The organism is Stenotrophomonas sp. OVS01A (assembly GCF_019969775.1).
Classification (GTDB): domain Bacteria; phylum Pseudomonadota; class Gammaproteobacteria; order Xanthomonadales; family Xanthomonadaceae; genus Stenotrophomonas; species Stenotrophomonas indicatrix.
Map to the genome: position 1 here is coordinate 297,192 of NZ_JAHXYV010000002.1, position 23,993 is coordinate 321,184.

General features: G+C 67.3%; 24 protein-coding genes. 16 read left to right on the forward strand and 8 right to left on the reverse strand.

The annotated features are described in order from the left end of the window. Nucleotides 1-91: 91 nt before the first annotated feature. Genes lepA through recO form a run of 6 tightly spaced genes read left to right on the forward strand, consistent with a single transcriptional unit; the run spans nucleotide 92 to nucleotide 5,453 of the window. Nucleotides 92-1,885 carry a translation elongation factor 4 gene (lepA, locus tag LC407_RS10165; RefSeq protein ID WP_033832213.1) on the forward strand — a complete coding sequence of 598 codons (1,794 nt, stop codon included), beginning with the start codon at nucleotides 92-94 and terminating at the stop codon, nucleotides 1,883-1,885. A 54-nt stretch (nucleotides 1,886-1,939) separates the two neighbouring features. Further along, nucleotides 1,940-2,734: a signal peptidase I gene (lepB, locus tag LC407_RS10170; RefSeq protein ID WP_059064781.1), complete on the forward strand. Its 795-nt coding sequence runs from the start codon at nucleotides 1,940-1,942 to the stop codon at nucleotides 2,732-2,734. Between the two features lie 34 nt (nucleotides 2,735-2,768). Beyond that, the gene (locus LC407_RS10175; RefSeq protein ID WP_025877113.1) at nucleotides 2,769-3,152 is read left to right on the forward strand and encodes a DUF4845 domain-containing protein; all 384 of its coding nucleotides are present in this window, start codon (nucleotides 2,769-2,771) and stop codon (nucleotides 3,150-3,152) included. Beyond that, on the forward strand, nucleotides 3,142-3,822 hold the full coding sequence (rnc, locus tag LC407_RS10180; protein WP_032977092.1) for a ribonuclease III: 681 nt from the start codon (nucleotides 3,142-3,144) through the stop codon (nucleotides 3,820-3,822). The genes LC407_RS10175 and rnc overlap by 11 nt, the downstream gene beginning before the upstream one ends. Continuing rightward, complete coding sequence (gene era / locus LC407_RS10185; RefSeq protein ID WP_025877117.1) at nucleotides 3,819-4,715, forward strand: GTPase Era; 897 nt, start codon at nucleotides 3,819-3,821, stop codon at nucleotides 4,713-4,715. Before rnc ends, era begins: the two co-directional genes overlap by 4 nt. Before the next feature lie 18 nt (nucleotides 4,716-4,733). Beyond that, the gene (gene recO, locus LC407_RS10190; RefSeq protein WP_025877120.1) at nucleotides 4,734-5,453 is read left to right on the forward strand and encodes a DNA repair protein RecO; all 720 of its coding nucleotides are present in this window, start codon (nucleotides 4,734-4,736) and stop codon (nucleotides 5,451-5,453) included. A 581-nt stretch (nucleotides 5,454-6,034) separates the two neighbouring features. Here recO and LC407_RS10195 read toward each other — a convergent pair. Beyond that, nucleotides 6,035-6,757, reverse strand: coding sequence for a response regulator (locus tag LC407_RS10195; RefSeq protein ID WP_025879186.1), 723 nt, complete (start codon nucleotides 6,755-6,757; stop codon nucleotides 6,035-6,037). 128 nt (nucleotides 6,758-6,885) lie between these two features. On the opposite strand from LC407_RS10195, the gene rlmD reads away from it, so the two are divergent. After that, entirely contained in the window at nucleotides 6,886-8,220 is a 1,335-nt protein-coding gene (gene rlmD / locus LC407_RS10200; RefSeq protein ID WP_025879185.1) for a 23S rRNA (uracil(1939)-C(5))-methyltransferase RlmD, read from the forward strand. A 60-nt stretch (nucleotides 8,221-8,280) separates the two neighbouring features. Here rlmD and LC407_RS10205 read toward each other — a convergent pair whose 3' ends face one another. Beyond that, the gene (locus LC407_RS10205) at nucleotides 8,281-8,901 is read right to left on the reverse strand and encodes a hypothetical protein (RefSeq protein WP_223482774.1); all 621 of its coding nucleotides are present in this window, start codon (nucleotides 8,899-8,901) and stop codon (nucleotides 8,281-8,283) included. Between the two features lie 94 nt (nucleotides 8,902-8,995). Between LC407_RS10205 and LC407_RS10210 the strand changes: the two genes are divergently transcribed. The 8 genes from LC407_RS10210 to LC407_RS10245 all read left to right on the forward strand — a co-directional run bounded on the left by LC407_RS10210 (nucleotide 8,996) and on the right by LC407_RS10245 (nucleotide 15,176). Next, a complete protein-coding gene (locus LC407_RS10210; protein WP_088101523.1) occupies nucleotides 8,996-9,481 on the forward strand; it encodes a CYTH domain-containing protein in 486 nt (161 codons plus the stop codon). A gap of 48 nt (nucleotides 9,482-9,529) precedes the next feature. Next, nucleotides 9,530-10,237 (forward strand): DsbA family oxidoreductase, encoded by a 708-nt coding sequence (locus LC407_RS10215; RefSeq protein WP_059064777.1) that lies wholly within the window; start codon nucleotides 9,530-9,532, stop codon nucleotides 10,235-10,237. A 162-nt stretch (nucleotides 10,238-10,399) separates the two neighbouring features. Then, nucleotides 10,400-11,407, forward strand: a complete 1,008-nt coding sequence (nagZ, locus tag LC407_RS10220; protein WP_223482775.1) for a beta-N-acetylhexosaminidase — start codon at nucleotides 10,400-10,402, stop codon at nucleotides 11,405-11,407. Then, complete coding sequence (locus LC407_RS10225) at nucleotides 11,407-11,961, forward strand: hypoxanthine-guanine phosphoribosyltransferase (protein WP_025879180.1); 555 nt, start codon at nucleotides 11,407-11,409, stop codon at nucleotides 11,959-11,961. Before nagZ ends, LC407_RS10225 begins: the two co-directional genes overlap by 1 nt. A gap of 81 nt (nucleotides 11,962-12,042) precedes the next feature. Further along, entirely contained in the window at nucleotides 12,043-12,789 is a 747-nt protein-coding gene (locus LC407_RS10230) for an S-methyl-5'-thioinosine phosphorylase (RefSeq protein WP_025879179.1), read from the forward strand. Nucleotides 12,790-12,877: 88 nt separating this feature from the next. Further along, nucleotides 12,878-13,084 (forward strand): cold-shock protein, encoded by a 207-nt coding sequence (locus LC407_RS10235; protein WP_019183439.1) that lies wholly within the window; start codon nucleotides 12,878-12,880, stop codon nucleotides 13,082-13,084. Nucleotides 13,085-13,462: 378 nt separating this feature from the next. Further along, nucleotides 13,463-14,731 carry an NAD(P)/FAD-dependent oxidoreductase gene (locus LC407_RS10240; protein ID WP_033831732.1) on the forward strand — a complete coding sequence of 423 codons (1,269 nt, stop codon included), beginning with the start codon at nucleotides 13,463-13,465 and terminating at the stop codon, nucleotides 14,729-14,731. A gap of 175 nt (nucleotides 14,732-14,906) precedes the next feature. After that, nucleotides 14,907-15,176, forward strand: a complete 270-nt coding sequence (locus tag LC407_RS10245; RefSeq protein WP_025879177.1) for a hypothetical protein — start codon at nucleotides 14,907-14,909, stop codon at nucleotides 15,174-15,176. A 21-nt stretch (nucleotides 15,177-15,197) separates the two neighbouring features. On the opposite strand, the gene pdeM is transcribed toward LC407_RS10245, so the two are convergent. Genes pdeM through LC407_RS10265 form a run of 4 tightly spaced genes read right to left on the reverse strand, consistent with a single transcriptional unit; the run spans nucleotide 15,198 to nucleotide 20,887 of the window. Next, nucleotides 15,198-15,839, reverse strand: a complete 642-nt coding sequence (pdeM, locus tag LC407_RS10250; protein WP_080148862.1) for a ligase-associated DNA damage response endonuclease PdeM — start codon at nucleotides 15,837-15,839, stop codon at nucleotides 15,198-15,200. Continuing rightward, nucleotides 15,829-18,288, reverse strand: coding sequence for a ligase-associated DNA damage response DEXH box helicase (locus LC407_RS10255; protein WP_223482777.1), 2,460 nt, complete (start codon nucleotides 18,286-18,288; stop codon nucleotides 15,829-15,831). Before LC407_RS10255 ends, pdeM begins: the two co-directional genes overlap by 11 nt. Beyond that, entirely contained in the window at nucleotides 18,285-19,892 is a 1,608-nt protein-coding gene (locus LC407_RS10260) for an ATP-dependent DNA ligase (RefSeq protein ID WP_223482778.1), read from the reverse strand. Before LC407_RS10260 ends, LC407_RS10255 begins: the two co-directional genes overlap by 4 nt. Next, nucleotides 19,889-20,887, reverse strand: a complete 999-nt coding sequence (locus tag LC407_RS10265; protein WP_032977105.1) for a ligase-associated DNA damage response exonuclease — start codon at nucleotides 20,885-20,887, stop codon at nucleotides 19,889-19,891. The genes LC407_RS10260 and LC407_RS10265 overlap by 4 nt, the downstream gene beginning before the upstream one ends. A gap of 114 nt (nucleotides 20,888-21,001) precedes the next feature. Between LC407_RS10265 and LC407_RS10270 the strand changes: the two genes are divergently transcribed. Then, the gene (locus LC407_RS10270; protein WP_025879172.1) at nucleotides 21,002-22,639 is read left to right on the forward strand and encodes an acyl-CoA dehydrogenase family protein; all 1,638 of its coding nucleotides are present in this window, start codon (nucleotides 21,002-21,004) and stop codon (nucleotides 22,637-22,639) included. A 356-nt stretch (nucleotides 22,640-22,995) separates the two neighbouring features. Here LC407_RS10270 and LC407_RS10275 read toward each other — a convergent pair whose 3' ends face one another. Both LC407_RS10275 and LC407_RS10280 read right to left on the reverse strand, forming a co-directional pair. Beyond that, the gene (locus tag LC407_RS10275; RefSeq protein WP_025879171.1) at nucleotides 22,996-23,406 is read right to left on the reverse strand and encodes a hypothetical protein; all 411 of its coding nucleotides are present in this window, start codon (nucleotides 23,404-23,406) and stop codon (nucleotides 22,996-22,998) included. Nucleotides 23,407-23,555: 149 nt separating this feature from the next. Next, on the reverse strand, nucleotides 23,556-23,897 hold the full coding sequence (locus LC407_RS10280) for a hypothetical protein (protein ID WP_025879170.1): 342 nt from the start codon (nucleotides 23,895-23,897) through the stop codon (nucleotides 23,556-23,558). Nucleotides 23,898-23,993 lie beyond the last annotated feature (96 nt).

Below are 23,993 nucleotides of genomic sequence, written 5' to 3' on the forward strand. Positions count from 1 at the left end.
AACCACGCGGTGGCCCTCCGGGCATGCGATAATCGACCGTTACCCTGACGACGCCGCGCGCCGCCGCCACCTCTCTATGTCCTCTGATTCGATGCGGAACATCCGCAACTTCTCCATCATCGCCCACGTCGACCACGGCAAGTCCACGCTGGCCGACCGCATCATCCAGCTCTGTGGCGGCCTCCAGGCCCGCGAGATGGAAGCGCAGGTGCTCGACTCCAACCCGATCGAGCGCGAACGTGGCATCACCATCAAGGCGCAGTCGGTGTCGCTGCCGTACGTGGCGAAGGACGGCCAGACCTACCACCTGAACTTCATCGACACCCCCGGCCACGTCGACTTCTCCTATGAAGTCAGCCGCTCGCTGGCCGCCTGCGAGGGCGCGCTGCTGGTGGTCGATGCGGCCCAGGGCGTGGAAGCGCAGTCGGTGGCCAACTGCTACACCGCCGTGGAGCAGGGGCTGGAAGTGGTGCCGGTGATCAACAAGATCGACCTGCCCACCGCCGATATCGAGCGCGCCAAGGCCGAGATCGAGGCCGTGATCGGCATCGATGCCAGCGACGCCGTGCCGGTCAGCGCCAAGACCGGCCTGAACGTGGTCGACGTGCTGGAAGCGATCGTGCATCGCATTCCGCCGCCGGTGCCGCGCGATACCGACAAGCTGCAGGCGCTGATCATCGACTCGTGGTTCGACAACTACCTGGGCGTGGTCTCGCTGGTGCGCGTGATGCAGGGCGAGATCAAGGCCGGTGACAAGCTGCAGGTGATGTCCACCGGCCGCAACCACCAGGTCGACAACGTTGGTGTGTTCACCCCGAAGCGCAAGGTGCTGCCGGCACTGCGCGCGGGCGAAGTGGGCTGGGTCACCGCCAGCATCAAGGACGTGCACGGCGCTCCCGTCGGCGACACCCTGACCCTCGCTGCCGACCCGGCGCCGAAGCCGCTGCCCGGCTTCCAGGAAATGCAGCCGCGCGTGTTCGCCGGCCTGTTCCCGGTCGATGCCGAGGACTACCCGGACCTGCGCGAAGCGCTGGACAAGCTGCGCCTGAACGATGCCGCGCTGCGCTTCGAGCCGGAAAGCTCCGAAGCGATGGGCTTCGGTTTCCGTTGCGGCTTCCTCGGCATGCTGCACATGGAAATCGTGCAGGAGCGCCTGGAGCGCGAATACAACCTGGACCTGATCAGCACCGCGCCGACGGTGGTGTATGAAGTCCTGAAGACCGATGGCACGATCATCAACATGGACAACCCGGCCAAGCTGCCGCCGGTGAACCATGTGCAGGAGATCCGCGAGCCGATCATCCGCGCCAACGTGCTCACTCCCGAGGAGTACATCGGCAACATCATCAAGCTGTGCGAAGAAAAGCGCGGCAGCCAGATCGGCATCAACTACCTGGGCAGCCAGGTGCAGATCAGCTACGAGCTGCCGATGGCCGAAGTGGTGCTGGACTTCTTCGACAAGCTGAAGTCGGTCAGCCGTGGCTATGCCTCGCTGGACTACCACTTCGTGCGCTTCGATGCCGGTCCGTTCGTGCGCGTGGACGTTCTGATCAACGGCGACAAGGTCGATGCGCTGTCGCTGATCGTGCATCGCAGCCATGCCGATCGTCGTGGTCGCGAGCTGTGCGAAAAGATGAAGGACCTGATCCCGCGCCAGCAGTTCGACGTGGCCATCCAGGCCGCCGTCGGCTCGCAGATCATCTCGCGCACCACGGTCAAGGCCATGCGCAAGAACGTTCTGGCCAAGTGCTATGGTGGCGACGTTTCGCGCAAGAAGAAGCTTCTGGAAAAGCAGAAGGAAGGCAAGAAGCGCATGAAGCAGGTCGGCCGCGTGGAAATTCCGCAGGAAGCCTTCCTGGCCGTGCTGCAGATGGACAACAAATAAGCCCCGAAACCGGCCTTAGGGCCGATCGTCCGGTGACGTTGCAAAGGACCCTGAATGAAACTGTTTGAGATCCTCCTGGTCGTGCTGACCCTGGCCTCCGGCCTGATCCTGCTGGCCGACAAGCTGTACCTGGCCAAGCGTCGCGCCCAGCGCGCCGGCCTGCTCGACACCGAGCCGGTGCTGGTGGACTACTCGCGTGCGTTCTTCCCGGTGCTGGCGATCGTGCTGATCGTGCGCAGCTTCATCGCCGAGCCGTACAAGATCCCGTCCAGCTCGATGATGCCGAACCTGCTGATCGGCGATTTCATCCTGGTCAACAAGTTCTCCTATGGCCTGCGCCTGCCGATCACCAACACCCGCTTCGTGCCGGTCGGCGATCCGGCCCGTGGTGACGTGGTGGTGTTCCACTTCCCCGGCCATGGCGACAACGACCCGGCCAAGGGCGAGAACTTCATCAAGCGCGTGATCGGCGTGCCGGGCGACACCATCGTGTTCGAAGGCGACGGGGTTATCCTCAACGGCGAACCGCTGAAGTACGACAACAAGGGCATCTACGCTGGCCACAAGGGTCAGGGCGAGGGCGCCAACCTGCTGGTCGAGCACCTGCCGGGCCGTACCCACACCGTGCTGGAGACCGATTATCCGCGTGGCCAGGGCCAGTGGACCGTGCCGGCTGGCAAGTACCTGGTGATGGGCGACAATCGCGACAACAGCGACGACGGCCGTTTCTGGGGCCTGCTGCCGGAAGAGAACCTGCGCGGCAAGGCATTCCTGATCTGGCTGAACTGCCAGGGCTGGTTCTGCAAGGACGGCTTCGAACCGTCGCGGATCGGCTCGAGCATCAACTGACTTCACATCCACTCGCGTATCTGGGGAGAACGCAATGAAGACGATGAACACGCAGCGCGGCATGACCCTGACCTCGTTCCTGACGGTCCTGATCGTGGTTGGCTTCTTCCTCTACATCGGCATGAAGCTGTTCCCGATGTACCAGGAGTATTACGCGGTGCGCTCGGCGATGAAGAGCCTGGCCAAGGAACCGGGCATCGGCAGCATGGCGCCGGCCAACATCCAGGAACTGTTCTTCAAGCGGCTGTACATCAACTACTCGGACAACGTGAAGCCGGCCAACGTCAAGTTCGACCGTCGCGACAATGGCTGGACCCTCAAGGTCAACTACGAAGTGCGCCGCCAACTGGTCGGCAACCTGGATGTGGTTGGCAAATTCGATTCTTCCCAGGACCTGACCCGTAGCGGTGCCGAATAAATCTTTCCAACGTGAAGACCTGATCGGTCACGCCTTCCGCGACCCAGACCTGCTCAAGCAGGCGCTGACCCATCGCAGTGCCGGCGCGCCGCATAACGAGCGGCTGGAGTTCCTTGGCGACAGCATCGTCAACATGATGGTCGCCGAGGCGTTGTACCTGCGCTGGCCCAAGGCGGACGAAGGCGCGATGACCCGCGCCCGCGCCGAGCTGGTCCGCGAGGGTGCGCTGGCGGTGATCGCGCGGACCCTGCAGCTGGGTGACCGGCTGACGATGGGCCCCGGCGAAATGAAGTCCGGCGGCCATCGCCGCGACTCGACCCTGGCCGATGCGTTCGAGGCCGTGGTTGCTGCGATCTACCTGGACGTGGGTTTTGAAGCCTGCCGGGCGATGGTCCTGCCCTGGTTTGCCGCCTCGATGGAGGCGCTGCCGGCCACCGGGCGACCGGAGAAGGACCCCAAGACCCGCCTGCAGGAATGGCTGCAGGGCCGACAGAAGGCGTTGCCACAGTACGAACTGGTGTCAGAATCCGGTGACGACCACGCCAAACACTTCCGGGTACGCTGCAACGTAGCCGACCCCGCCGCCAGCACCGAGGGCGAAGGCTCCTCGCGGCGGATTGCCGAACAACAAGCGGCTGCGGCCGTCCTTGAACAACTGGATTCCAAGTGAGCGAACAAACTCCCCATCATTGCGGCAGCGTCGCCGTCATCGGCCGCCCCAACGTGGGCAAATCGACCCTGACCAATGCCTTGGTCGGGGCCAAGGTCAGCATCGTGTCCAACCGGCCGCAGACCACCCGTCACCGCCTGCTGGGCATCGCCACCTACCCGGAAGGGCAGCTGGTGCTGGTCGACACGCCCGGCCTGCACAAGGTGCAGAAGCGGGCGATGAACCGGGTCATGAACCGCGCTGCCCGCGGCTCGCTGGAAGGCGTCGACGCCGGCCTGCTGGTGATCGAAGCCGGTCGCTGGGACGAAGAGGACAGCCTGGCCTTCAACGTGCTGCGCGACGCCGGTATCCCGGTGGTGCTGGTGGTCAACAAGATCGACCGCATGAAGGACAAGGGCGCACTGCTGCCGTTCCTGCAGGAAGTGACCGCCGGCCGTGATTTCTCGTCGGTGCATCCGATTTCGGCGCAGAAGCGCAACGGCCTGGAAGCCCTTGTCCGTGACGTGCTGGCGCTGTTGCCGGAAGCCCCGCCGATGTTCGGCGAAGACGAGATCACCGACCGCAGCCAGCGCTTCCTGGCCGGCGAACTGGTGCGTGAACAGCTGATGCGCCAGTTGGGCGAAGAGCTGCCGTACGCCACCACGGTGGAGATCGAGCGCTTCACCGAGGACGGCAACCTGCTGCGCATCGGTGCGGTGATCTGGGTCGAGCGCGAAGGCCAGAAGGCGATCGTGATCGGCAAGGGCGGCACCCGCCTGAAGGAGATCGGGGCCAAGTCCCGCCTGCAGATGGAGCGTCTGTTCGGTGCCAAGGTGTTCCTGGAAACCTGGGTGCGCGTGCGTGAGGGCTGGTCCGATGACGAGGCCGCGCTGAAGGCCTTCGGCTACGAATAAGCCGCGACGGTCGCTTCGATGCTGATCGAGGACGACACCGGCTTCGTGCTGCATGCGCGGGCCTATCGCGAGACCAGCCTGCTGGTCGAGGTATTGAGCGCCGAGCACGGCCGGATCGGCCTGCTCGCGCGTGGTGTTTCCACGGCCAAGGGCCAGGTGCTGCGAGCGGCCCTTCAGCCACTGCAGTGGATCCGCTTCAGCGCGCTGCAGCGTGGCGAACTGGCCCAGCTGCGCGGTGCTGAAGCGCTGGATGTGGCGCCGCGCCTGCTCGGCCAGGCCATGCTGGCCGGGTTCTATCTCAGCGAGTTGACCCTGCGCCTGGCACCGCGCCAGGACCCGCTGCCGGAGTTGTACCTGGCCTTTGGTGAGGCGCGTGCGCGCCTGGCCGTGGGGGCCGGACTGGCCTGGACCCTGCGCCGTTTCGAACGCGAGCTGCTGGCGGCGCTGGGCGTGGGTTTCGATCTGGAGACCGCCAGCGATGGCCAGCCGATTGACCCGGCGGCGCGCTATGAACTGGACCCGCAGGAAGGACCGCAGCGCCTGCTCAGCGAGCGTGGCGGCGAGCGTCGCGCAGCGGCTACCGGCTCGGCACTGCTGGCCCTGGCAGCCGACGACGAACCGGAAGCCGCCGATCTGGCCAGCCTGCGCCTGCCGATGCGGCGGGTGCTGGCCCATCACCTGGGCGCGCGCGGGTTGAAGTCGTGGGAGATGCTGGAGCAGCTGACACCCCGGCGTTGAGGGGTGTTCGGCAGGGCTTGCAGCCCTGCACCTGCCGAGGCCAAGGCACGAGCCAGAGCAACAGCAACAACAACAGCGTGCATTCCGTGGGTAGGCGGGGTGGGTCCGATTGCGGGGGACGCCGTAAACCCGTCCATGGGGGCTTGGCCGCGGCATCCATGCCGCGGACACCCCCGCAACCGGACCCACCCCGCCTTCGACAATTGTCCGCGAGCTGTCGGAACGGCTTCCGCCTCTGGTAGGTGTCGACCTTGGTCGACACGTAGATCCACGCCATGCGTGGATGCTCTTCGATCCAATATCGAAATATTCGATTTCGATGGAGATTCATCCACGCATGGCGTGGATCTACCAGCCGTCATACGGAATCTGTCGGGAGGTGGGGCGGTGTGGGTTGGCAGGACCGTTGGCGCCATGGATGGCGCCATCGAGCCCCCAGGGATGGGTTTACGGCGTGTCCTGCCAACCCACACCGCCCCGCCCAGCAAGCAGAAGGCCAGAGCCGCTCTGGGTGTGGCCTTTGGTGTTGCTCTGGCTTGAAAGCCTCTGCGGGTGCAGGGCGCAGCCCTGACGAGCAACCCTCAGTGCAGCAGGGCAGCCACCGCCGCGCGGAACCCCGCCTGTGCCTGCCCCGATTCGGGCGTGTGATGCAGCTGCCGTACCGCACGTGCCAGTCGCGCTGCACCCACGAACCCGCAGCTGGCCTGCAACCGGTGCAGCTGGCTGCGCAGCTGGCGCTCGTCATGCTGGTCCACGGCCTGTTCGACCGCATCGCGCACGCCCGGCAGTTCGGCCAGGAACAGCTCGCGCAGGGCGATCAGGTGGTTGCGTTGGCCATTGAGCGCGGCCAGGGCGGCGGTTTCGTCCCAGTCCTCCAGGGCCAGCTCGACCGCCGCCGGCGGCACCGTGGAACCGGCGGGGCTGTTGACCAGCGCACGACGGACCGCCTTCAGCAGTTGGTCGCGGCCCAGCGGTTTGACCAGGGTGTCGCTGAAACCCGCCTCGCGCAGGCGGGCGTGAATGGCAGCATCGCCGTCGGCGGTATGCGCCAGCGCCGGGGTGTCCGGGTGCGAGCGGCGCAGCTGGTGCAACAGCTGGGCACCATTGCCATCCGGCAGGTTGACGTCGATCAGCCACAGATCGTGGGCACCGGGCTCGGCGCGCGCGAGGGCGCTTGCCAGTGAGTCGGCGGTGTCCACATCCGCTGGTAACGTTTCCAACGCCGCTTTGAAAAAACCACGGCTGATGATGTCGTCCTCGACAAGCAGGAAGCGGGGTCGACTGGCCCGCGGGGTCATCTGCATCAGGGCTGCCTCCATGTCAGCTGGGGTCAATCATCAAGCACGGCGGCGGCGGGCGCAAGCGGCCAGCGGCCCTGCTGGTCAGGATCTGCGACAATACGCCCCCACTTTTGCCCGCAGCCTGTTGCCACGTGGCCCGATCCCGCTCCCGTATCGACCGTACTCCCTTCCAGACCGAGATCCTCGACCTCAGCCATGATGGTCGCGGTGTTGCCCGCCGTGAAGGCGAGGGCGGCAAGGTCACCTTCATCAGCGGCGCCCTGCCGGGCGAAGTGGTGATGGCCGAACAGACCGCCCGCAGCCGCCACTTCGATGAAGCGCGCACGGTGGAAGTGCTGCAGGCCTCGCCGCAGCGGGTGACCCCCAAGTGCCCGCATTTCGGCACCTGCGCCGGCTGCGTGCTGCAGCACCTGGACGAAGACCAGCAGATCGTCGCCAAGCAGCGCGTGCTGATGGACAACCTGGAGCGCATCGGCCATGTGAAGCCGGGCACCGTGCTGCCGCCGCTGGTAGGTGACAGCTGGGGCTACCGCCGCAAGGGCCGGTTCTCGGTGCGCCGGGTCGAGAAGAAGGACAAGACCCTGGTCGGCTTCCGCGAGCAGGACCCGCGCTTCGTCGCGGACCTGCAGCAGTGCCTGACCGTGATCCCCGAGATCGGCACCAAGGTGGAGGTGCTGTCGACCTTCATCGAATCCCTGGATGGCAAGCGCGACATCCCGCAGATCGAGTTCATCGCCGGTGACCAGGCCGTGGTGCTGACCGTGCGCCACCTGCAGCCGCTGAGTGATGCCGATCGTGCCGCCTGGGCGGCCTTTGGCCAACAGCACGGTTTTGTCATCTACCTGCAGTCGGGCGGCGTGGATACCGTGCAGCCGCTGGACGGGCAGGGCGTGGCGCTTTCGTTCCGGCTGGCGCCGTGGGATGTCGAACTGGCGTTCCGTCCGCTGGATTTCATCCAGGTCAATGCCAAGCTCAACGAGAAGATGATCGCCCACGCGCTGGACCTGCTTGAACCGGGTGCCGACGAGCGCGTGCTGGACCTGTTCTGTGGCCTGGGCAACTTCACCCTGCCGCTGGCGCGCAAGGTGCGCGAAGTGGTGGGCGTGGAAGGTGATGCCGGGCTGGTGGCGCGTGCGCGTGAGAACGCCGAGCGCAACGGGCTGGCCAACGCGCAGTTCTACAGCGCCGACCTCACCCAGGACCAGCGCAGCACGGCATGGATGCGCCAGGGCTTTGACAAACTGCTGCTGGATCCGCCGCGTTCGGGCGCCATCGAAGTGCTGCAGCAGCTGCCGTTGAAGCAGTTCAAGCGCATCGTCTATGTCAGCTGCCATCCGGGCTCGCTGGCCCGCGATGCCGGCTACCTGGTCAACGAACAGGGCTTCACCCTGGTCAGCGCCGGTGCGATGGACATGTTCCCGCATACCGCGCACGTGGAAAGCATCGCGGTGTTCGAAAAGCGCTGATGCCTGCAGCGCCGGGGGCTGCCCGGCGCCTGCCTTGCCGCTTGCAGGCAGGCAATGCGGTCAGTCGGCCGGGGCGTTCTGCCACTGGCCGTCCACGCGCACGAAGGCCATGGACTGCTCGCCGTGCTCGCTGCCGTCGCCTGCGCGCACGGTGCATTCGATGGCGGCCCTGTCGCTGGCGACCTCGCAGTTCCTCACTTCCTGCACCTGCAGGGTGCTGGCAGCCTGTTCGAAACGTGCGCGCAGGGCAGGGTCGGCCTGCTGCTGCGCCTGCCCGGCGATCCGTTCGCGCAACAGCGCCTGCACCCTTTCCCGGGGCGGCGCCGGTACGGGCACATTGCGCTGGTCAGGCAGTGTCCACACGCCGTCCACCAGGGCCAGCCGCAGCAGCTGCGGTCGCGATTCGATGCCTGCGCTGGCGGTGGCGATGCAATCGACGGCGTCGCCGGCCTCGGCGGGGGCACAGCTGTCCAGGGTCTGCAGACGGGGCCGGAAGGTCTCGGCAACCAGGCGACTGCTGTCGCTGGCGGGGCGATCGGCAACGGCCTGGTCGAACATCCGGTCCATCGCAGCCTGTGCCTGCTGCAGCGAAGGTACGGTCGCCGATCCGGCGCTGGCAACGGCGCACGGCAGCAGCGCCGACAGGGAAAGACAGCGACGAAGGCGATGGGAAAGCGTCATGAGCGACCATTCCATGGTTGGGGGGCCGCGCAGTGTAGTCCTGCCCGTCGCCGCGCCGATAGGCAGCGTCTGGCGTGAGCCGCATACTGTGCCCATGGGCATCGAAATCGAACGCAAATTCCTCGTCACCCATGATGGGTGGCGCACTGCCGCGCACCGGGTCATCCCGATGGCGCAGGGCTACATCAACGATCTGGGCGCGCTGGACCGCGGCACCCAGAACGCCTCGGTGCGGGTCCGCATTGAAGGCGACAAGGCCGCGCTGAACCTGAAGTCGCGCACCCTGGGCCATACCCGGCAGGAGTTCGACTACCCGATTCCGGTGCAGGATGCGCGCGACCTGCTGGCGCTGTGCGTCGGCGGCCTGATCGACAAGCGCCGGCATCTGGTCGAGTACGCCGGCCTGACCTGGGAAGTGGACGAGTTCCTCGGTGACAACGCCGGCCTGGTGGTCGCTGAAGTCGAGCTGGACAGCGCCGACCAGGCCATCGACCTGCCGGACTGGATCGGCGCCGAAGTGACCGACGACGCCCGCTACTACAACGTCGCTCTGGCCAGTCGCCCCTATTCACAGTGGTGAAACCCTCCGTCCCCTTTTTTCGAGGGTGTAGGCCCCCATGTCGGGGGGATGAGAATCGACATCTACTCCGACGTGGTCTGCCCCTGGTGCTGGATCGGCAAGCATCGCTTCCAGCAGGGTGTGCAGTTGCTGGGCGCCGATGCGCCCGAACTCGAGATCCACTGGCAGCCGTTCCAGCTTGACCCCGATGCGGACGCCACCCCGGTGCCACTGCGCGAGGCCTATGTGCGCAAGTTCGGCGGTGCCGAGCGCACCGAGCAGATTCTGGGCCAGACCCAGACCGCTGCGCGGGCCGAGGGCCTGCCGATGGACTTCAGCCAGGGCCAGGTGCGGGTAACCACGCTGCCGGCGCATCGCCTGTTGTGGCTGGCTGGCCAGCACGGCGTGCAGGAGGCCGTCGGTGAGGCGCTGTTCCGCGCCCATTTCGAGCATGGACAGAATCTGGCCGACCCGGCGGTGCTGGTCGAGGCCGGCGCCGCCGGTGGCCTTGCCGCAGACGAGATCCAGCAGATGCTGGCCGGCGATCGTGGCCTGGCCGAAGTGGAAGCGAGTCTGGCGCAGGCCCACGCACTGGGTATCTCCTCGGTGCCCACCTTCGTCATCGATGGCCGCTGGGCGGTTTCCGGAGCCCAGCCCCCGGAAGCCTTCGCCAACGCGCTGCGCCAGATCGCCGCCGAGCAGGCGGCAGGGCAGGGCGCGGAGGGTGCCCCGGAAGGCGGCGACGACGCCTGCGGCGCGGACGGCTGCAAGGTCTGACCGACCCGCAGAAGGGGACGGAGGGGGGTGAGTCGCATCCGGCACCAGTGGGTCGATTGCGCCTTGATCCCCTCCGTCCCCCTTTTTGACCACTGCGCCTGTTGGCCGGTTCTGCGACAATGCGGCACTGCGCCATGCGGGCGCCCGTTGTGGAGATCGACCATGCTGCTGATCGGCGTTGCCGGTACTGAACTGACCGCCCAGGAACGTGAGTGGCTGCAGCACGATGCTGTGGCCGGGGTGGTGCTGTTCAAGCGCAACTTCGCTTCGCGGCAGCAGGTGACCGAACTGTCCGCGGCGATCCGCGCTGCCGCACCGCGCCCGCAGTTGATCTGCGTGGACCAGGAAGGCGGTCGCGTGCAGCGCTTCCGTGAGGGCTTCAGCGAACTGCCGCCGCTGCAGGACATCGGTGTCCAGTACGCCAGGGATCCCGACGCTGCGCTGGCATTGGCCGAGCAGCACGCCTGGCTGATGGCCAGTGAGGTCCGTGCCAGCGGCGTGGACCTGAGCTTCGCCCCGGTGGTCGACCTCGGCCGTGGCAATCGCGCCATCGGCGATCGTGCCTTCAGTGAAGACCCGCAGGTGGTGGCCGCGTTCACCGCTGCCTATGTGCGCGGCATGCATGCGGTCGGCATGGCCGCCACCCTCAAGCATTTCCCCGGCCATGGCACCGTGCTGGAAGACACCCACGTGGATACCGCGATCGATCCGCGTGCGCTGGATGAACTGCGCGCACAGGATCTGGTCCCGTTCACGGCCGGTATCGCCGCCGGCGCCGATGCGGTGATGATGGCGCACGTGATCTACCCGCAGGTCGCACCGGAACCCGCTGGTTACTCGCCGCGCTGGATCCAGCAGATCCTGCGTGGCGAGCTCGGCTTCCGCGGCGTGGTGTTCTCCGATGACATCGGCATGGCCGCCTCGCACAGCGCCGGTGGCGTGCCGGCACGCGTGCACGCACACCTGGATGCCGGCTGCGATGTGGTGCTGGTCTGCCACCCGGAGCTGGTCGATGAAGCCCTGCACGCGGTGCAGGGACGCTCCCTCAATACCGCTGCGCTGCTGGGCCTGCTCGGCCGCGGCGCGCTTGGCTGGGATGGCCTGCTGGCCGATGCCCGCCATGGCGACACCCAATCCCGTCTGCTGCAAACCCTTGGAAGAACCGTCTGATGCCGAACCTCACCATTTCCCAGGCCCTGGCCCAAGCCGACCTGCTGGTCGACCGCCCCACCATCGACAAGGCCATTGCCGGCATCGCCGACGCCATTGCGCGCGACTACCAGGGCGAGGTGCCGCTGTTCCTGTCGATCATGCACGGTGCGCTGCCGTTCGCCGGCCAGCTGGCACTGGAGCTGGGCGCGCGTGGCCAGGACGTGCAGTTCGATTACCTGCACGCCACCCGTTACCGCGGTGAGACCACCGGCGGCGACCTGGTGTGGAAGCACAAGCCGGCCACGGCGCTGTTCGGCCGCCGCGTGCTGCTGGTCGATGACATCCTCGACGAGGGTTACACCCTGCAGGGCGTGCGTACCTGGTGCCTGGAGCAGGGCGCGACCGACGTGCGCATTGCCGCGATGACCGTGAAGAAGCACGATCGCGCGCTGCCGGACGTCACCGCCGACTATGCCGGCATCGAGCTGCCGGATCGCTACGTGTTCGGTTTCGGCATGGACGTCAACGAAACCCTGCGCTGCGTGCCGGCCATCTACGCGATGAAGGAATAACAACGCGGCCGCCTGCGGCCTGCGTTTCCTGCCGCCGGCATCCTCGGGTGCCGGCGTTCTTTTTTCTCTGGAGTGCTTTCCATGCAACAGATCGCCCTGGCCGTGATTGGCGGTACCGGTGTCTACAACCTGGCCAAGCTTGACGACGTGCAGACCCACGAAGTCGACACCCGCTTCGGCAAGCCGTCCGGCCCGGTGCGGGTCGGGACATTGCTCGGTCATCGCGTGGCCTTCCTTGCACGCCATGGTGAAGGCCATTCGTTGCCGCCGCACAAGATCAACTACCGGGCCAACCTGGCCGCGCTGCAGCAGATCGGCGCGCAGCGGGTGCTGGCGCTGAACACGGTCGGTGGCATCGGTGACGATTTCGGGCCGCGCGTGCTGGCCTGCCCGGATCAGGTAATCGATTACACCTGGGGCCGCATCAGCACGATCTGCGAAGAAGAGGGCACCGACGTGGTGCACGTCGACTTCGGCCATCCGTATACGCCGATGCTGCGCAGCAAGATCCTGGCGGCGGCGAAGGTGACCGGTGTGAAGGTCCACGATGGCGGCTGCTATGGCGCGACCCAGGGCCCGCGGCTGGAAACCATCGCCGAGATCGCGCGCATGCGCCGCGATGGCTGCGATCTGGTCGGCATGACCGGCATGCCCGAAGCGGCGCTGGCGCGTGAGCTGGGGCTGGATTACGCCTGCCTGGCGATCGTTGCCAACTGGGCCGCCGGGTGCGGTGATGGTGAGGAGATCACCATGGCCGAAGTGCTCGCCAATGTGCAGGCCGCCAGCAACGGACTTCCGGAACTGGTCGGCGAATTGGCGCGGGGGTGATTGTCTTCGCGTAACAAGCTTTGCATACTCAGCTTGTGCGCGGGTTCAGCGTACACCACCCATTCATTGCATAAGGTCACGCATCACCATGCCGAACGGTACCGTCAAGTGGTTCAACGACGCCAAGGGATTTGGCTTCATCTCGCCGGAGGACGGCAGCGCCGACGTCTTCGCGCACTTCTCCGCGATCAACTCCAAGGGCTTCCGCAGTCTGCAGGAAGGCCAGAAGGTCACCTACGACGTGACCCAGGGCCCGAAGGGCGCCCAGGCCTCGAACATCGTTCCGGCCGAGTGATCCACTCGATAGTGCGTTGAAAACCCCGCTTCGGCGGGGTTTTTTTTTGCTCGCCGTGAAGATGCTCTTGCGGCGGGAGCGCCTGTCCTTGCGTGCGAATGTCCCCCGGCGCCGGCCTGCGGCCATCGCCTCCTCCTTTACTTCGCACGCAAGGACAGGCGCTCCCGTTGCGGAATCGCGCGCGCCAACAGAGGCCATGAAAGCTGAGCGCTGCCACCATTGCCGGCTCTCCTGCGAAGTAAAGGAGGAGGCAGCCGCGCAGAGGCTGCCGGGGGACATTCGCAGGAGAGCCGGCAGTGGTGGCGGAGCCCGATGCACATCTGCTCGGAAGAGGGGGCAGCTGATGTACCGCCCCTGCGCCGATGGCACAATGCAGGCATGACGGAACGACTGCGCATCGCCGTGATTGGATACGGCACCGCTGGCCAGGCATTGGCCATCCTGCTCACCCGTGATGGCCACGAGGTGGAGATCTTCGAACGCGTGCCGACCCCCGGGCCGGTGGGTGCGGGATTCCTGCTGCAGCCCAGCGGACTGCAGGTGCTGTGGCAGATGGGCCTGCTTGAGGCCGTGCGTGGCTACGCCATGCCGGTGCGACGGCTGTATGGCGATACGCCGTGCGAGCGCGCGGTGATGGACATGGGCTATGACGGCCTGGATGCGCGACTGCACGGCATGGGCATGCAGCGCGGGGCGTTGTTCTCGGTGCTGGACCAGGCGCGTGAAGGCGCCGGCGAGCTGCACGTGGGCACGACCATCGTCGAGGTCGATCACCAGCAGGGGCGGCTGCGCGACAGCGACGGTCGCACGCACGGACCGTTCGATCTGGTGGTTGCCGCCGACGGCGCCGCCTCCACGCTGCGCAACGCCGTCGACGGTGGCGCGGCGCTGGACCGGGTGTACCCGTGGGGCGCGCTGTGGTGCCTGTTGCCGGCCGAAGACTGGCCACACATGCAGCAGCTGCGGCAGCGCTACGTCGCCGCGCGCAAGATGATCGGCCTGCTGCCGGTGGGCACCCGACCCGGTGACGACACGCCTCGCCTGAGCTTCTTCTGGAGCCTGCCGCGTGCGGATTTCGACCGCTGGCAGGGCGACGGCATGGCGCCGTGGCTGGAAGAACTGCATGCGCTGTGGCCACAGGCGGGCGCGCGCTTCGCCCATCTGCGCGACGCCGGTCAGCTGGCGCGTGCGGTGTACCGCGATGCCGTGATGAAGCGTTGGCATCAGGGGCGGCTGGTGCTGGCAGGCGATGCAGCACATGCGATGAGCCCGCAGCTGGGGCAGGGCGTGAACATGGCGCTGCTGGATGCACTGGCACTGCGCGACGCGTTACGCACCCACGGTGGTGGCGAACCGGCATTGCAGGCCTACCAGGCGCAACGACGTGCGCATGTGGCGGTCTATCAGCGCTGGAGCCGCTGGCTGACGCCGCTGTTCCAGTCCGATCGCGATGCGTGGGCAAAGGCGCGCGATGTGCTGCTGGGGCCGATGGGACGACTGCCTGGCGGGCGTGGGCACATGCTGCGCGTGCTCAGCGGCACCCAGCACGGATGGCTGGGCGCGTTGCCGCTCGATCCGGCATTCATCCAGGCGCTTGCCGCTGCGCCCCTGCCGCTACAGGGCGTGGAAATGCCGGCCACCGCGTGAAGCCCTTCGTTACGGCATTTAACGATTGCCTCACCCCGTATGTGCGACAAGAGATGAGCACGCGGCAGCCGCGTCGCCCGCTTTCCTTTTCGTGATCGATCATCGCGTGGCCCGGGTGGCGCCGCCGTCGTTGCCTGCTGCGGCCCGGATGCGCCGCACGAACGAGGAGGATGCCATGTTGTTCGCGGTCGAGAAGCTGGAATCGGAAATCTGCAAGCTGCGCGGTCTGCTGCGGATGCTGCACGAGGACCAGCCCGACGTACTGGAAGATGTGTTCGAGTTTCATGTCGGCAGTCTGATCAGCCACGCATCACCGGAAAGCCACGGCCATATCCGCGCCTGCGCACAGGAAATGCTGATGGCGATACAGGCACTGCCGCGTCATGCCGACGAGGCGACGCAGGATTTCAGCCTGATGCACGGAATCGCCGCCCGCCCGTCGTAATCCCGCGCAGGTCTCGACGCCTCAGCGAACCGGTAGCGGCACTACGCTGTCTTCCACACAGGCGAGCAGCTGTTCGCCCGGCGCGAGCACAGGCACCACACCGGCGGTGAATGCCGAGAATGCCGGCAGGATGGTCACGCCGTGGCGCAGCCAGAACGCGGGGAAGCGCCGACGCAGTGCCGGCAACGCAACCTGCGGATGCACATGGCCCGCCAGCACGTGCGCGGAGGCATCGGCCAGAGGCTCGTGCCGCAGCAGGAACGGTCCCCATCGCGCGTCGTCATGCATCTGCACCTGCAGCGCCGCCTTCGGCAGATCACGGTCGTGATTGCCGCGAACCACGTGAATGTCCAGCGCCGCGTGCTGCTCTCGCCAACCGAGCCATTGCTGATACCAGGCCGCGCGATGCGCCGGGCCGTGCAGGACGTCGCCGAGGATCCATAGTTGCTGGCACTGGTGCATGGTCACCAGGTCCTGCAGGCGCTGCAGGTCATTGCCGGTGCCGCCCGACGGCAGGGCGATTCCCGCACGCCGGAACACGTCCGCCTTGCCCAGGTGCAGGTCGGCGATCAACAGCGCGCGCTGCGCCGGCCACAGCAGCGCCCGGCCGCCGAGCAGAAGCATCGACTCACCTCCCAGCTGCAGCGGAAGATCAGCGGCCATGGCGGCGCTCCAGCTGCTGCGCGGCACGCTGCACGCGCGTGCGCCAGTCTTCATTGCTGAACTGCCCACGCAGGCGTTCGGCCCACAAGGGAAATGCCAGCGGGGTCAGTGATGAGGGCCGCTGCAGGGACAACGAACGTGTGGCGATGCGTGCCAGCACCTGCTGCAACCCGGGCAGGTCGAGGCTGTCGTGCAGTACTTCCTGCTCGGCCAATGCCAGCAGCAGATGCTCCGGGTCGTGCTCGCGCAGCACGTCATGCAGCAGTCCGGCGGAGGCCTGCAGCTGGCGCAGCGAGCGTGGCATGCCACCCGGCAGGCTGGGTAGCAGCAGGCCCGCTACGCGCGCGATGCCGCGGAACTGGCGGCGCGCCAGCTCGCCCAGGTTCACCGCTTCGCGCAGGTCCTGCAGCAGATCGCCAGCATCCAGCATTGCCCGCCAGTCCTGTTCCTGCAGATCCACCGGCGTGGCCGGAGCGAGCACCAGGCCATGGTCATTCACTGCATAGCCGATGCTGTTGCGTTGCCGACGGGTGCAGCGAAGGGCCAGCAGCGCGGCCAGCGCTTCGTGCACATGGCGGCCCGCAAAGGGATAGACGAACAGGAACTGGCCTTCGCGTCGGCGCACGTCTTCCACCAGCAGGTGGTCGGGCGATGGCGCCGCAGACAGCTGCGACTGCAATGCCAGCAGCGGTGCAAGCCACCGCGACTCCGCGCTCTGGTCGGCGCCTGACAGCACCTTTTCCAGTTCGCGGCCCAAGGGCATCGACAGTGGCAGTTGACCGCCCTGCCAGCGCGGTACCACGCCATCACCACCACCGCGCGCCACGCGCACGAACGCGGTCATGTCGCGAAGCTGCACCAGCTCCAGCAGCCGCCCCGCAAACTGGAAACGGTCGCCGCGGCGCAGGCGGCTGGCGAACTGCTCTTCCACCGCGCCCAGGCTGCCGCCACGCAGGAACTGTACGCGCACGCTGCCGTCGCTGCTGATGGTGCCGATCGACAGCCGATGGCGCAGCGCCTGGCGGCGATCGGGCATGCGGTACACGCCGTCGGCATCGCGTACCACCTTGTGGAACTCCGGGTACCGGGACAATGCACGTCCGCCCTGCACGATGAAATCGATCACCGCATTCCATTGTGCGTCCTCCAGCGCGGCGAAGGCATGCGTGCCACGGACCTGTTCCAGCAGTGCATCGGCGTTGAAGCCGCCCGCCAGCGCGCGGCTGACGGCGTGCTGGGCCAATACGTCCAGCGACAACGTGGGAGGACGTCGCGCTTCGATCACCCCGTCATGCAACGCGTGCCGGGCCGCCGCGTACTCGGCCAGTTCCAGCGCATGGCTGGGAATGCACAGTATCTGGCCGCTGGCACCGGGCCGATGGCGTGCACGCCCAGCGCGCTGGCGCAGGCGCGCCACGCCCTTCGGGCTGCCCAGCTGCAGCACCTGGTCCACTTCCGGAAAGTCCACGCCCAGATCCAGGCTGGAGGTGGCCACCACGCAGCGCAGCGTGCCCGCACGCAGTCCGTCCTCGACCTGCTGTCGCAGCGTGGGATCCAATGATCCATGGTGCAGGGCGAGCGTGCCGGCATCTTCCGGCCACACGGCTGCGAGGGCCTGGTGCCACAGCTCCGCCTGCGCACGGGTATTGGTGAAGAGCAGGCTGCTGCGTGCACGGAACAGCGCGTCGAGCACGCGCGGAAGATGGGAAAGGCCAAGATGCCCGGCCCATGGAAAGCGTTCGCCGGGTTCGGGCAGCAGGCTGCGGATCGTCACCGGCCGCTGCCGTGCACCTTCCACGATCGTTGCCTGTGGACGGTGTGGCAGCAGTACGTCGCGTGCCTGTGGCAGGTTGCCCAATGTGGCCGACAGCCCCCACAGCTGCATCGCCGGGGCTGCCTCACGCAGCAGCGCCAGATTCAACTGCAGCAGCACGCCGCGCTTGTTGCCCAGCAGTTCGTGCCATTCGTCCACCACCACGCAGCGCAGTTGGCGCATGCGCTCAAGGGTGTCGGGATAGCTGAGCAGCAGCGCCAGCGACTCCGGCGTGGTGACCAGCACGTCGATGCGACCTTCGCGGGCCAGGCGCCGGTCGCGGTTGCTGGCATCGCCGCTGCGCAGCCCCACGCGCCAGCCCAGGCCCAGGCCGTCGATCGGCGCCTGCAGCGCGCGTGCGGTATCGCTGGCCAGCGCCCGCAGCGGTGTCACCCACAGCACCTGCAGCGGGCGCACCGCGCTGGCGCGACGCGGTGCGGGGGGCGGGTCGAGCATCGCCTGCAGCAAGGGGCCGCCGAACATGGCAAGAGTTTTGCCGCTGCCGGTTGGGGTGTGCAGCAGGCCCGATTCGCCCGCCAGATAGTGACGCCACATCGCGCGCTGGAAGGGCAGGGGGCGCCAGCCGCGGCTGCCGAACCACTCGTGCAGGCGCTGCAGCGCATCGCTGCGCTTCATCGCGCCAGCGCCTGCAACTGGGCCAGGTGGTCGGCTTCGGCAGCCGGCTTGTCGTGGCGCCAGCGCAGGATGCGTGGAAAGCGCACGGCAATGCCGGACTTGTGGCGCGCGCTGCGGTTGACCGCTTCGAAGCCGAGTTCGAACACCTGCTCGGCGGCGACGCTGCGCACCGGGCCGAAGCGCTCACGGGTGTGTGCGCGGATCCAGCGATCGAGGGCGAGGATTTCCTTGTCGTCCAGACCGGAATAGGCCTTGGCCACTGGAACCAGTGTCTCGCCGTCCCAGACGCCGAAGGTGTAGTCGGTATACAGCGTGCTGCGCCGACCATGACCTGCCTGCGCGTACAGCAACACTGCATCGATCGTGAGCGGTTCGACCTTCCACTTCCACCAGTCGCCACGGCGACGCCCGGACTGGTAGACCGAATCACGACGCTTGAGCATCAGCCCTTCCACACCACGCTCGCGCGATGCTTCGCGCAGCTGCGCGGCATGCTGCCAATCGTCGGCGTCTACCTCGGGCGAGAGCTGGATGCGCGGATCGCCGAGCGCGCCGACCACCTCGGCCAACTGCACGCGTCGCTGCTGCAGCGGCAGTGCACGCAGGTCCTCGCCGTCGCGCTCAAGCAGATCGTAGGCGAGCACGCGTACCGGCGTGTTGCGCAGGGTGGCGGCGCCGGGTTTGCGGCGCTGGATGCGGGTCTGCAGGGCGGTGAATGCACGCGGCAGATTGTCGGCGTCGTCCCATGCCAGCAGCTCGCCATCGAGCACGCAGCCATCGGGCAGAGACGCTGCCGCCTGCTCGATCTCCGGGAAGCGACCGTCCAGCCGTTCTTCGCCGCGCGACCACAACGCCACCTCGCCCTGGCGCCGCAGCAACTGCAGGCGGATGCCATCCCACTTCCATTCCAGCAGCCAGTGGCTGATGTCGCCCAGCCGCTCGGTGGGCTCCCCTTCCAGCGGCGAAGCGAGGAAGAACGGGTAGGGCTGCTGACGATCGGTCGGCAGTTCTTCGGCAGACAGCAAGGTGGTAAGCAGGCCGGGGGAGGGCACCCAGTCGCCGAGCATGCGCTGGGCGATGCGGGCGATATCCAGCCCGGACCACTCGGCCAATGCCTGCTGCACCACGCGCTGCGACACACCAACGCGCAGGGCGCCGGTCAGCAGCTTGTTGAAGACCAGGCGTTCGGCCGATGCCAGCTGTCGCCATCCGTCGACTACGGCGGCACGACGCACCGGCTCCGGCTGGTTGGCAACGGCAAGCAGGTGTTGTTCGATCCAGTCGGCCAGAGGCCGATCCTCGGCTTCGGTGGCCGGATCATCCAGCAGCAGGGTAAGCGTTTCAGCAAGGTCGCCGACCTGCGCGTAGCTGTCTTCGACCAGCCAGGGGGGCAGGCCGGATTCGTCGGCGATCCACGCCCGCAATTCGCCGCTGCCGGCAATTTTCCGCCGCGCGCCGCCCACTTTGCCGCCGCTGAGCAGGTACAGCGCCCACGCTGCGTCATGCGGGCGTGCGTGCTGGAAGTAATCGATCAACGCCGCGCGCTTGTCCAGCGTCGCCGTGCTGCGATCCAGCCGCTGGTACAGCGCGGCGAAGGCCTTCATTCCTCGCCTCCGAAATCGGTGCGGAACGCTTCGGCGGCGACGCCGCGTTCGCGCAGGTACGGAATCAACGCATCGGTGTTGCCGTGGGTGGCAATGACCCGCTGCGCGCCGGTCTGGGTGATGGTCTGCAGCAGCGCTGGCCAATCGGCATGGTCGGAGATCACAAAGCCACGGTCGACGTTGCGCCGGCGGCGGTTGCCGCGCAACTGCATCCAGCCCGAGGCGAAACCGAGCTGGTGACGGCCGAACCGGCGCAGCCACGGCGTACCGGCGGCCGAGGGCGGGGCCAGGATCAGCTGGCCGGCCGCATCGGGCTGACGCCCCTGTTCGGCAACGGTGAGCGTGTCGAGCATGGGCACACCGGCCTGGCGATAGACGGCCACGCCGTTGGCGATGGCGCCATGCAGCCAGGCAGGCTGGTCATCCACCGCACGCAGCTCGGCAAGCACGCGTTGCGCCTTGCCCAGCGCATAGCAGAGCAGCACTGCCGCTTCGCCCCGCTGCGCGCACTCGCGGCGCCAGGCGGCGATCTCGGCCGCCACGGCACGGGTATCGGGCCAGCGGTAGATCGGCAGCGCAAAGGTCGCCTCGGTGATGAAGGTATCGCAGGGCACCACTTCGAATGCAGTGCAGGTCGGGTCGGGCTGGCGCTTGTAGTCGCCCGACGCCACCCAGACCTGCTCACCATCGTCGATGCGCACCTGCGACGAGCCGAGCACGTGGCCGGCGGGATGCAGCGATACCTGCACCCGGCCCAGCGCGAACGGCACGCCCTCGGCATGCGCGTGCAGCGGCACATCGCCCAGGCGCCAGCGCAGAATCGGCACGCTGCCGGTGCTGCAGTGGTACTCGCCCATGCCCGGACGCGCATGGTCGCCATGGCCATGGGTGATGACCGCGCGCGGTACCGGCCGCCAGGGATCGATATGGAAATCGCCTGCCGCGCAGTACAGCCCTTCCGGCCGCAGTACTACCAGATCGTCTTTGCCTGCCATGCCGTCACTGTGGCGGTCCGGTCGTGCACGTGGCGAGAATCGGCCTGAACGCGGGGTTGCCGGGCGATACGGCACAATCGGACCGCACACCTCTTGCCGGCGGGGAAGGAACCGATGAGTGGACCGAGCTTCAACAGCAGCGCCCCCTACGAAACCCATGTGGTGCTCAACCAGCCGCCGCCGTTTGCCGGCCGGCAGCTGTGGACCGACGACATCGCATTGATGGAGGCCGTGCAGCGCGAGGGCGCGGCGGCGTTCGCACCGCGGTTGGCGGCGTACGGAGGACTGGCCGGCGACGCGCTGTACCGCATCGGCTTCGACGCCAACCGCGATCGCCCACGCCTGCGTACCCATGATGCACAGGGCCATCGCATCGATACCGTGGAATTCCATCCGGCGTATCACCAGTTGATGCAGACGGCCAAGGAACATGGCGTGGCAGGGTTGTCCTGGCACGAGCCGCAGCCCGGCGCGCATGTCGCGCGCGCTGCGCTGAGCTACCTGCACCACCAGGCCGAGGCCGGCACCAGCTGCCCGTTGACCATGACCCACGCCGCGGTAGCCGTGCTGCGCGGGCAGCCGCATCTGGCCGAGTGGTCGCGCAAGGCCGCCGCACCGGTATACGACCCGCGCGATGTGCCAGTGGCCGACAAGGCCGGCATCACCCTGGGCATGGGCATGACCGAGAAGCAGGGCGGTTCGGATGTGCGCGCCAACACCACCCGCGCCGAACCCATCGACGGCGAGCGCTATCGGCTGATCGGCCACAAATGGTTTTTCTCCGCACCCATGTGCGATGGCTTCCTGGTACTGGCGCAGGCGCCGGCCGGATTGACCTGCCTGCTGATGCCACGGCGCCTGGCCGACGGCGATCGCAATGCATTCCGCCTGATGCGCTTGAAGGACAAGCTGGGCGACTGGGCCAACGCATCCAGCGAAGTGGAGTTCTGTGGCGCACAGGCCTGGCGTGTGGGCGAGGAGGGACGCGGGGTGGCCACCATCATCGGCATGGTGATGATGACCCGGCTGGACTGCATGCTGGGCGCTGCGGCGGAAATGCGCATGGCGCTGGCGCAGGCGCTGCATCACGCGCGGCATCGGCGCACCTTCGGCAAGCCACTGCTGGACCATCCGCTGATGGGCAACGTGCTGGCCGATCTGGCGCTGGAATCGGAAGCGGCCACGGTGCTGGCGATGCGCATCGCACGCGCGGTCGATCGCGCTGGCAGCGATCCGGCCGAGGCCGCGCTCGCGCGGCTGGGTACGGCCTTGGGCAAGTACTGGATATGCAAGCGCGCACCTGCGTTCGTCAACGAAGCGCAGGAATGCCTGGGCGGTGCCGGCTACGTGGAGGAATCGATGTTGCCGCGGCTGTACCGGCAGGCACCGTTGAATTCGATCTGGGAAGGCAGCGGCAACATCCAGTGCCTGGATGTGCTGCGCGCGCTGGCGCGCGAGCCGGAGGTGCTGGCGGCGCTGCACGGTGAACTGGAGGCGGTGGCCGATCGTGATGCGCGTTATGCGTCGGCACTGCAGCAGTGGCGCGATGCGGCGGCGCCGGAGGAGGCACAGGCACGGGTCTTCTGCGAACGCACTGCCTTGCTGCTGCAGGCCGCGCTGTTGCTGCGTGCACGCAGTCCAATGGCCGAAGCGTTCATCCGCAGCCGGTTGCACGGCGAGCATGGGTTGGCATTCGGCACGCTGCCGGCGGGGTTGGATGTGGCGGCGATGCTGGCGCGTGCGCTGCCGTAGGTGACGGCCAACGGCGAGGCCCCTCGTGGTGGGCGCTGCTGGAGTGTGAGCAGGGCCGCGCGGGTGGGCTGCGCAGGGGGCGCCGTAAATACGTCCATGTAGGCTCGGGCGCGCCTTGCTCCTGTGCGCTGTCCTGCGCACACGGCAAGACCGGGGTTGGGCGTCCTGCCCAACCCGCCCGAGGCATGCCTCGGGCCCAGGGCGCTTACGCCCCTGCGCAGCCCACCCGCGCGGCCCTGGACGGTTTCCGTGCGCGCCCAGCACGGAATCAACAGAAGAAGCGAAAAGCAGAAAAGCCGCGGCGATGCCGCGGCTTTTCCGGTTGCGCCGGGCGATGCCCGACGAACGCGAAGGCCTTAGTGCTTGGCTTCTTCCTTGGCGGCAGTGGCCTTGGCGTCGTCAGCAACATCGCGGGCCTTGTCGGCAACCTTCTGCGCGGCATCGGCCGTGGCGTCGCTGGCGTGGGCGGCGGCATCGGTGGCTGCGACCTTGGCCTTGTCGGCGGCGGTGGCGGTCGCGGCTGCGGCGCTGTCCAGCGCCTGCTGGGTATCGGCGGCAGCCTGTTCAGAGGCGGCAGCGGTCTTGTCGGCAGCGTCGCGGGTGGCGGCAGCGGCCTTGTCGACGGCATCGCGTGCGGCGACACCGGCGCTGTCGGCGGCCTGCGCGGCATCCTGCTTGGCCTGTTCGGCTTCCGGGCCCTTGCAGGCAGCCAGTGCGAGCAGCAGGGAGGCGGCCAGCAGGGTAGTGGTCAGCGGACGGATCTTCATGGCGGTCTCCGGTACTGCAATGGATGGGGACGCCAGCCTATTCATACCGTTGTGAAGACCTGGTGGTGACCTGCGCACGGAACTGCGCGCAAAGAAAAAGCCGCTGGCGAACCAGCGGCTTTTTCAGAACAGCTTGAAGAAAGAAGTTATTACTTCTTGGCTTCTTCAGCAGCGTCCTTGGCCTGCTCAGCGGTAGCTTCGGCAGCCTTGGCGGCGTCCTTGGCTTCGCCAGCAGCGGCGTCGGTGGCAGCGCCAGCAGCCTGGGCAGCGGCGTCGACCGAAGCGTCAGCAGCGGTGGCGGCGGTGTCAGCGGCCTGCTGGGCAGCGTCGGCGGTCTGGGCGCCAGCAGCGGCGGCCTGGTCGGCAGCAGCCTGGGCTTCGGTGGCGGCCTGGTTGGCCGAAGCAGCGGCGTCCTGGGCAGCTTCCTGCTTCGAGCAGGCGGCCAGGGCCAGAGCCAGGGACATCGCGACCAGCAGCTTGTTGATGCTCATTGTGTAAATCCTCGTCGTTAGAATTAGGCAACGCGCATGCTGCGCGCCGACAACATGATGACAAGCCAAGATTGGGTGTCAAGCGATCCCGCATTC

Coding starts and splice junctions, on each gene's coding strand:
- lepA (WP_033832213.1), top strand. CDS start 92: ATGCGGAACATCCGCAACTTCTCCATCATCGCCCACGTCGACCACGGC.
- lepB (WP_059064781.1), top strand. CDS start 1,940: ATGAAACTGTTTGAGATCCTCCTGGTCGTGCTGACCCTGGCCTCCGGC.
- LC407_RS10175 (WP_025877113.1), top strand. CDS start 2,769: ATGAAGACGATGAACACGCAGCGCGGCATGACCCTGACCTCGTTCCTG.
- recO (WP_025877120.1), top strand. CDS start 4,734: ATGCTGATCGAGGACGACACCGGCTTCGTGCTGCATGCGCGGGCCTAT.
- LC407_RS10195 (WP_025879186.1), bottom strand. CDS start 6,757: ATGCAGATGACCCCGCGGGCCAGTCGACCCCGCTTCCTGCTTGTCGAG.
- LC407_RS10205 (WP_223482774.1), bottom strand. CDS start 8,901: ATGACGCTTTCCCATCGCCTTCGTCGCTGTCTTTCCCTGTCGGCGCTG.
- LC407_RS10210 (WP_088101523.1), top strand. CDS start 8,996: ATGGGCATCGAAATCGAACGCAAATTCCTCGTCACCCATGATGGGTGG.
- LC407_RS10215 (WP_059064777.1), top strand. CDS start 9,530: ATGAGAATCGACATCTACTCCGACGTGGTCTGCCCCTGGTGCTGGATC.
- nagZ (WP_223482775.1), top strand. CDS start 10,400: ATGCTGCTGATCGGCGTTGCCGGTACTGAACTGACCGCCCAGGAACGT.
- LC407_RS10225 (WP_025879180.1), top strand. CDS start 11,407: ATGCCGAACCTCACCATTTCCCAGGCCCTGGCCCAAGCCGACCTGCTG.
- LC407_RS10230 (WP_025879179.1), top strand. CDS start 12,043: ATGCAACAGATCGCCCTGGCCGTGATTGGCGGTACCGGTGTCTACAAC.
- LC407_RS10235 (WP_019183439.1), top strand. CDS start 12,878: ATGCCGAACGGTACCGTCAAGTGGTTCAACGACGCCAAGGGATTTGGC.
- LC407_RS10240 (WP_033831732.1), top strand. CDS start 13,463: ATGACGGAACGACTGCGCATCGCCGTGATTGGATACGGCACCGCTGGC.
- LC407_RS10245 (WP_025879177.1), top strand. CDS start 14,907: ATGTTGTTCGCGGTCGAGAAGCTGGAATCGGAAATCTGCAAGCTGCGC.
- pdeM (WP_080148862.1), bottom strand. CDS start 15,839: ATGGCCGCTGATCTTCCGCTGCAGCTGGGAGGTGAGTCGATGCTTCTG.
- LC407_RS10255 (WP_223482777.1), bottom strand. CDS start 18,288: ATGAAGCGCAGCGATGCGCTGCAGCGCCTGCACGAGTGGTTCGGCAGC.
- LC407_RS10260 (WP_223482778.1), bottom strand. CDS start 19,892: ATGAAGGCCTTCGCCGCGCTGTACCAGCGGCTGGATCGCAGCACGGCG.
- LC407_RS10265 (WP_032977105.1), bottom strand. CDS start 20,887: ATGGCAGGCAAAGACGATCTGGTAGTACTGCGGCCGGAAGGGCTGTAC.
- LC407_RS10270 (WP_025879172.1), top strand. CDS start 21,002: ATGAGTGGACCGAGCTTCAACAGCAGCGCCCCCTACGAAACCCATGTG.
- LC407_RS10275 (WP_025879171.1), bottom strand. CDS start 23,406: ATGAAGATCCGTCCGCTGACCACTACCCTGCTGGCCGCCTCCCTGCTG.
- LC407_RS10280 (WP_025879170.1), bottom strand. CDS start 23,897: ATGAGCATCAACAAGCTGCTGGTCGCGATGTCCCTGGCTCTGGCCCTG.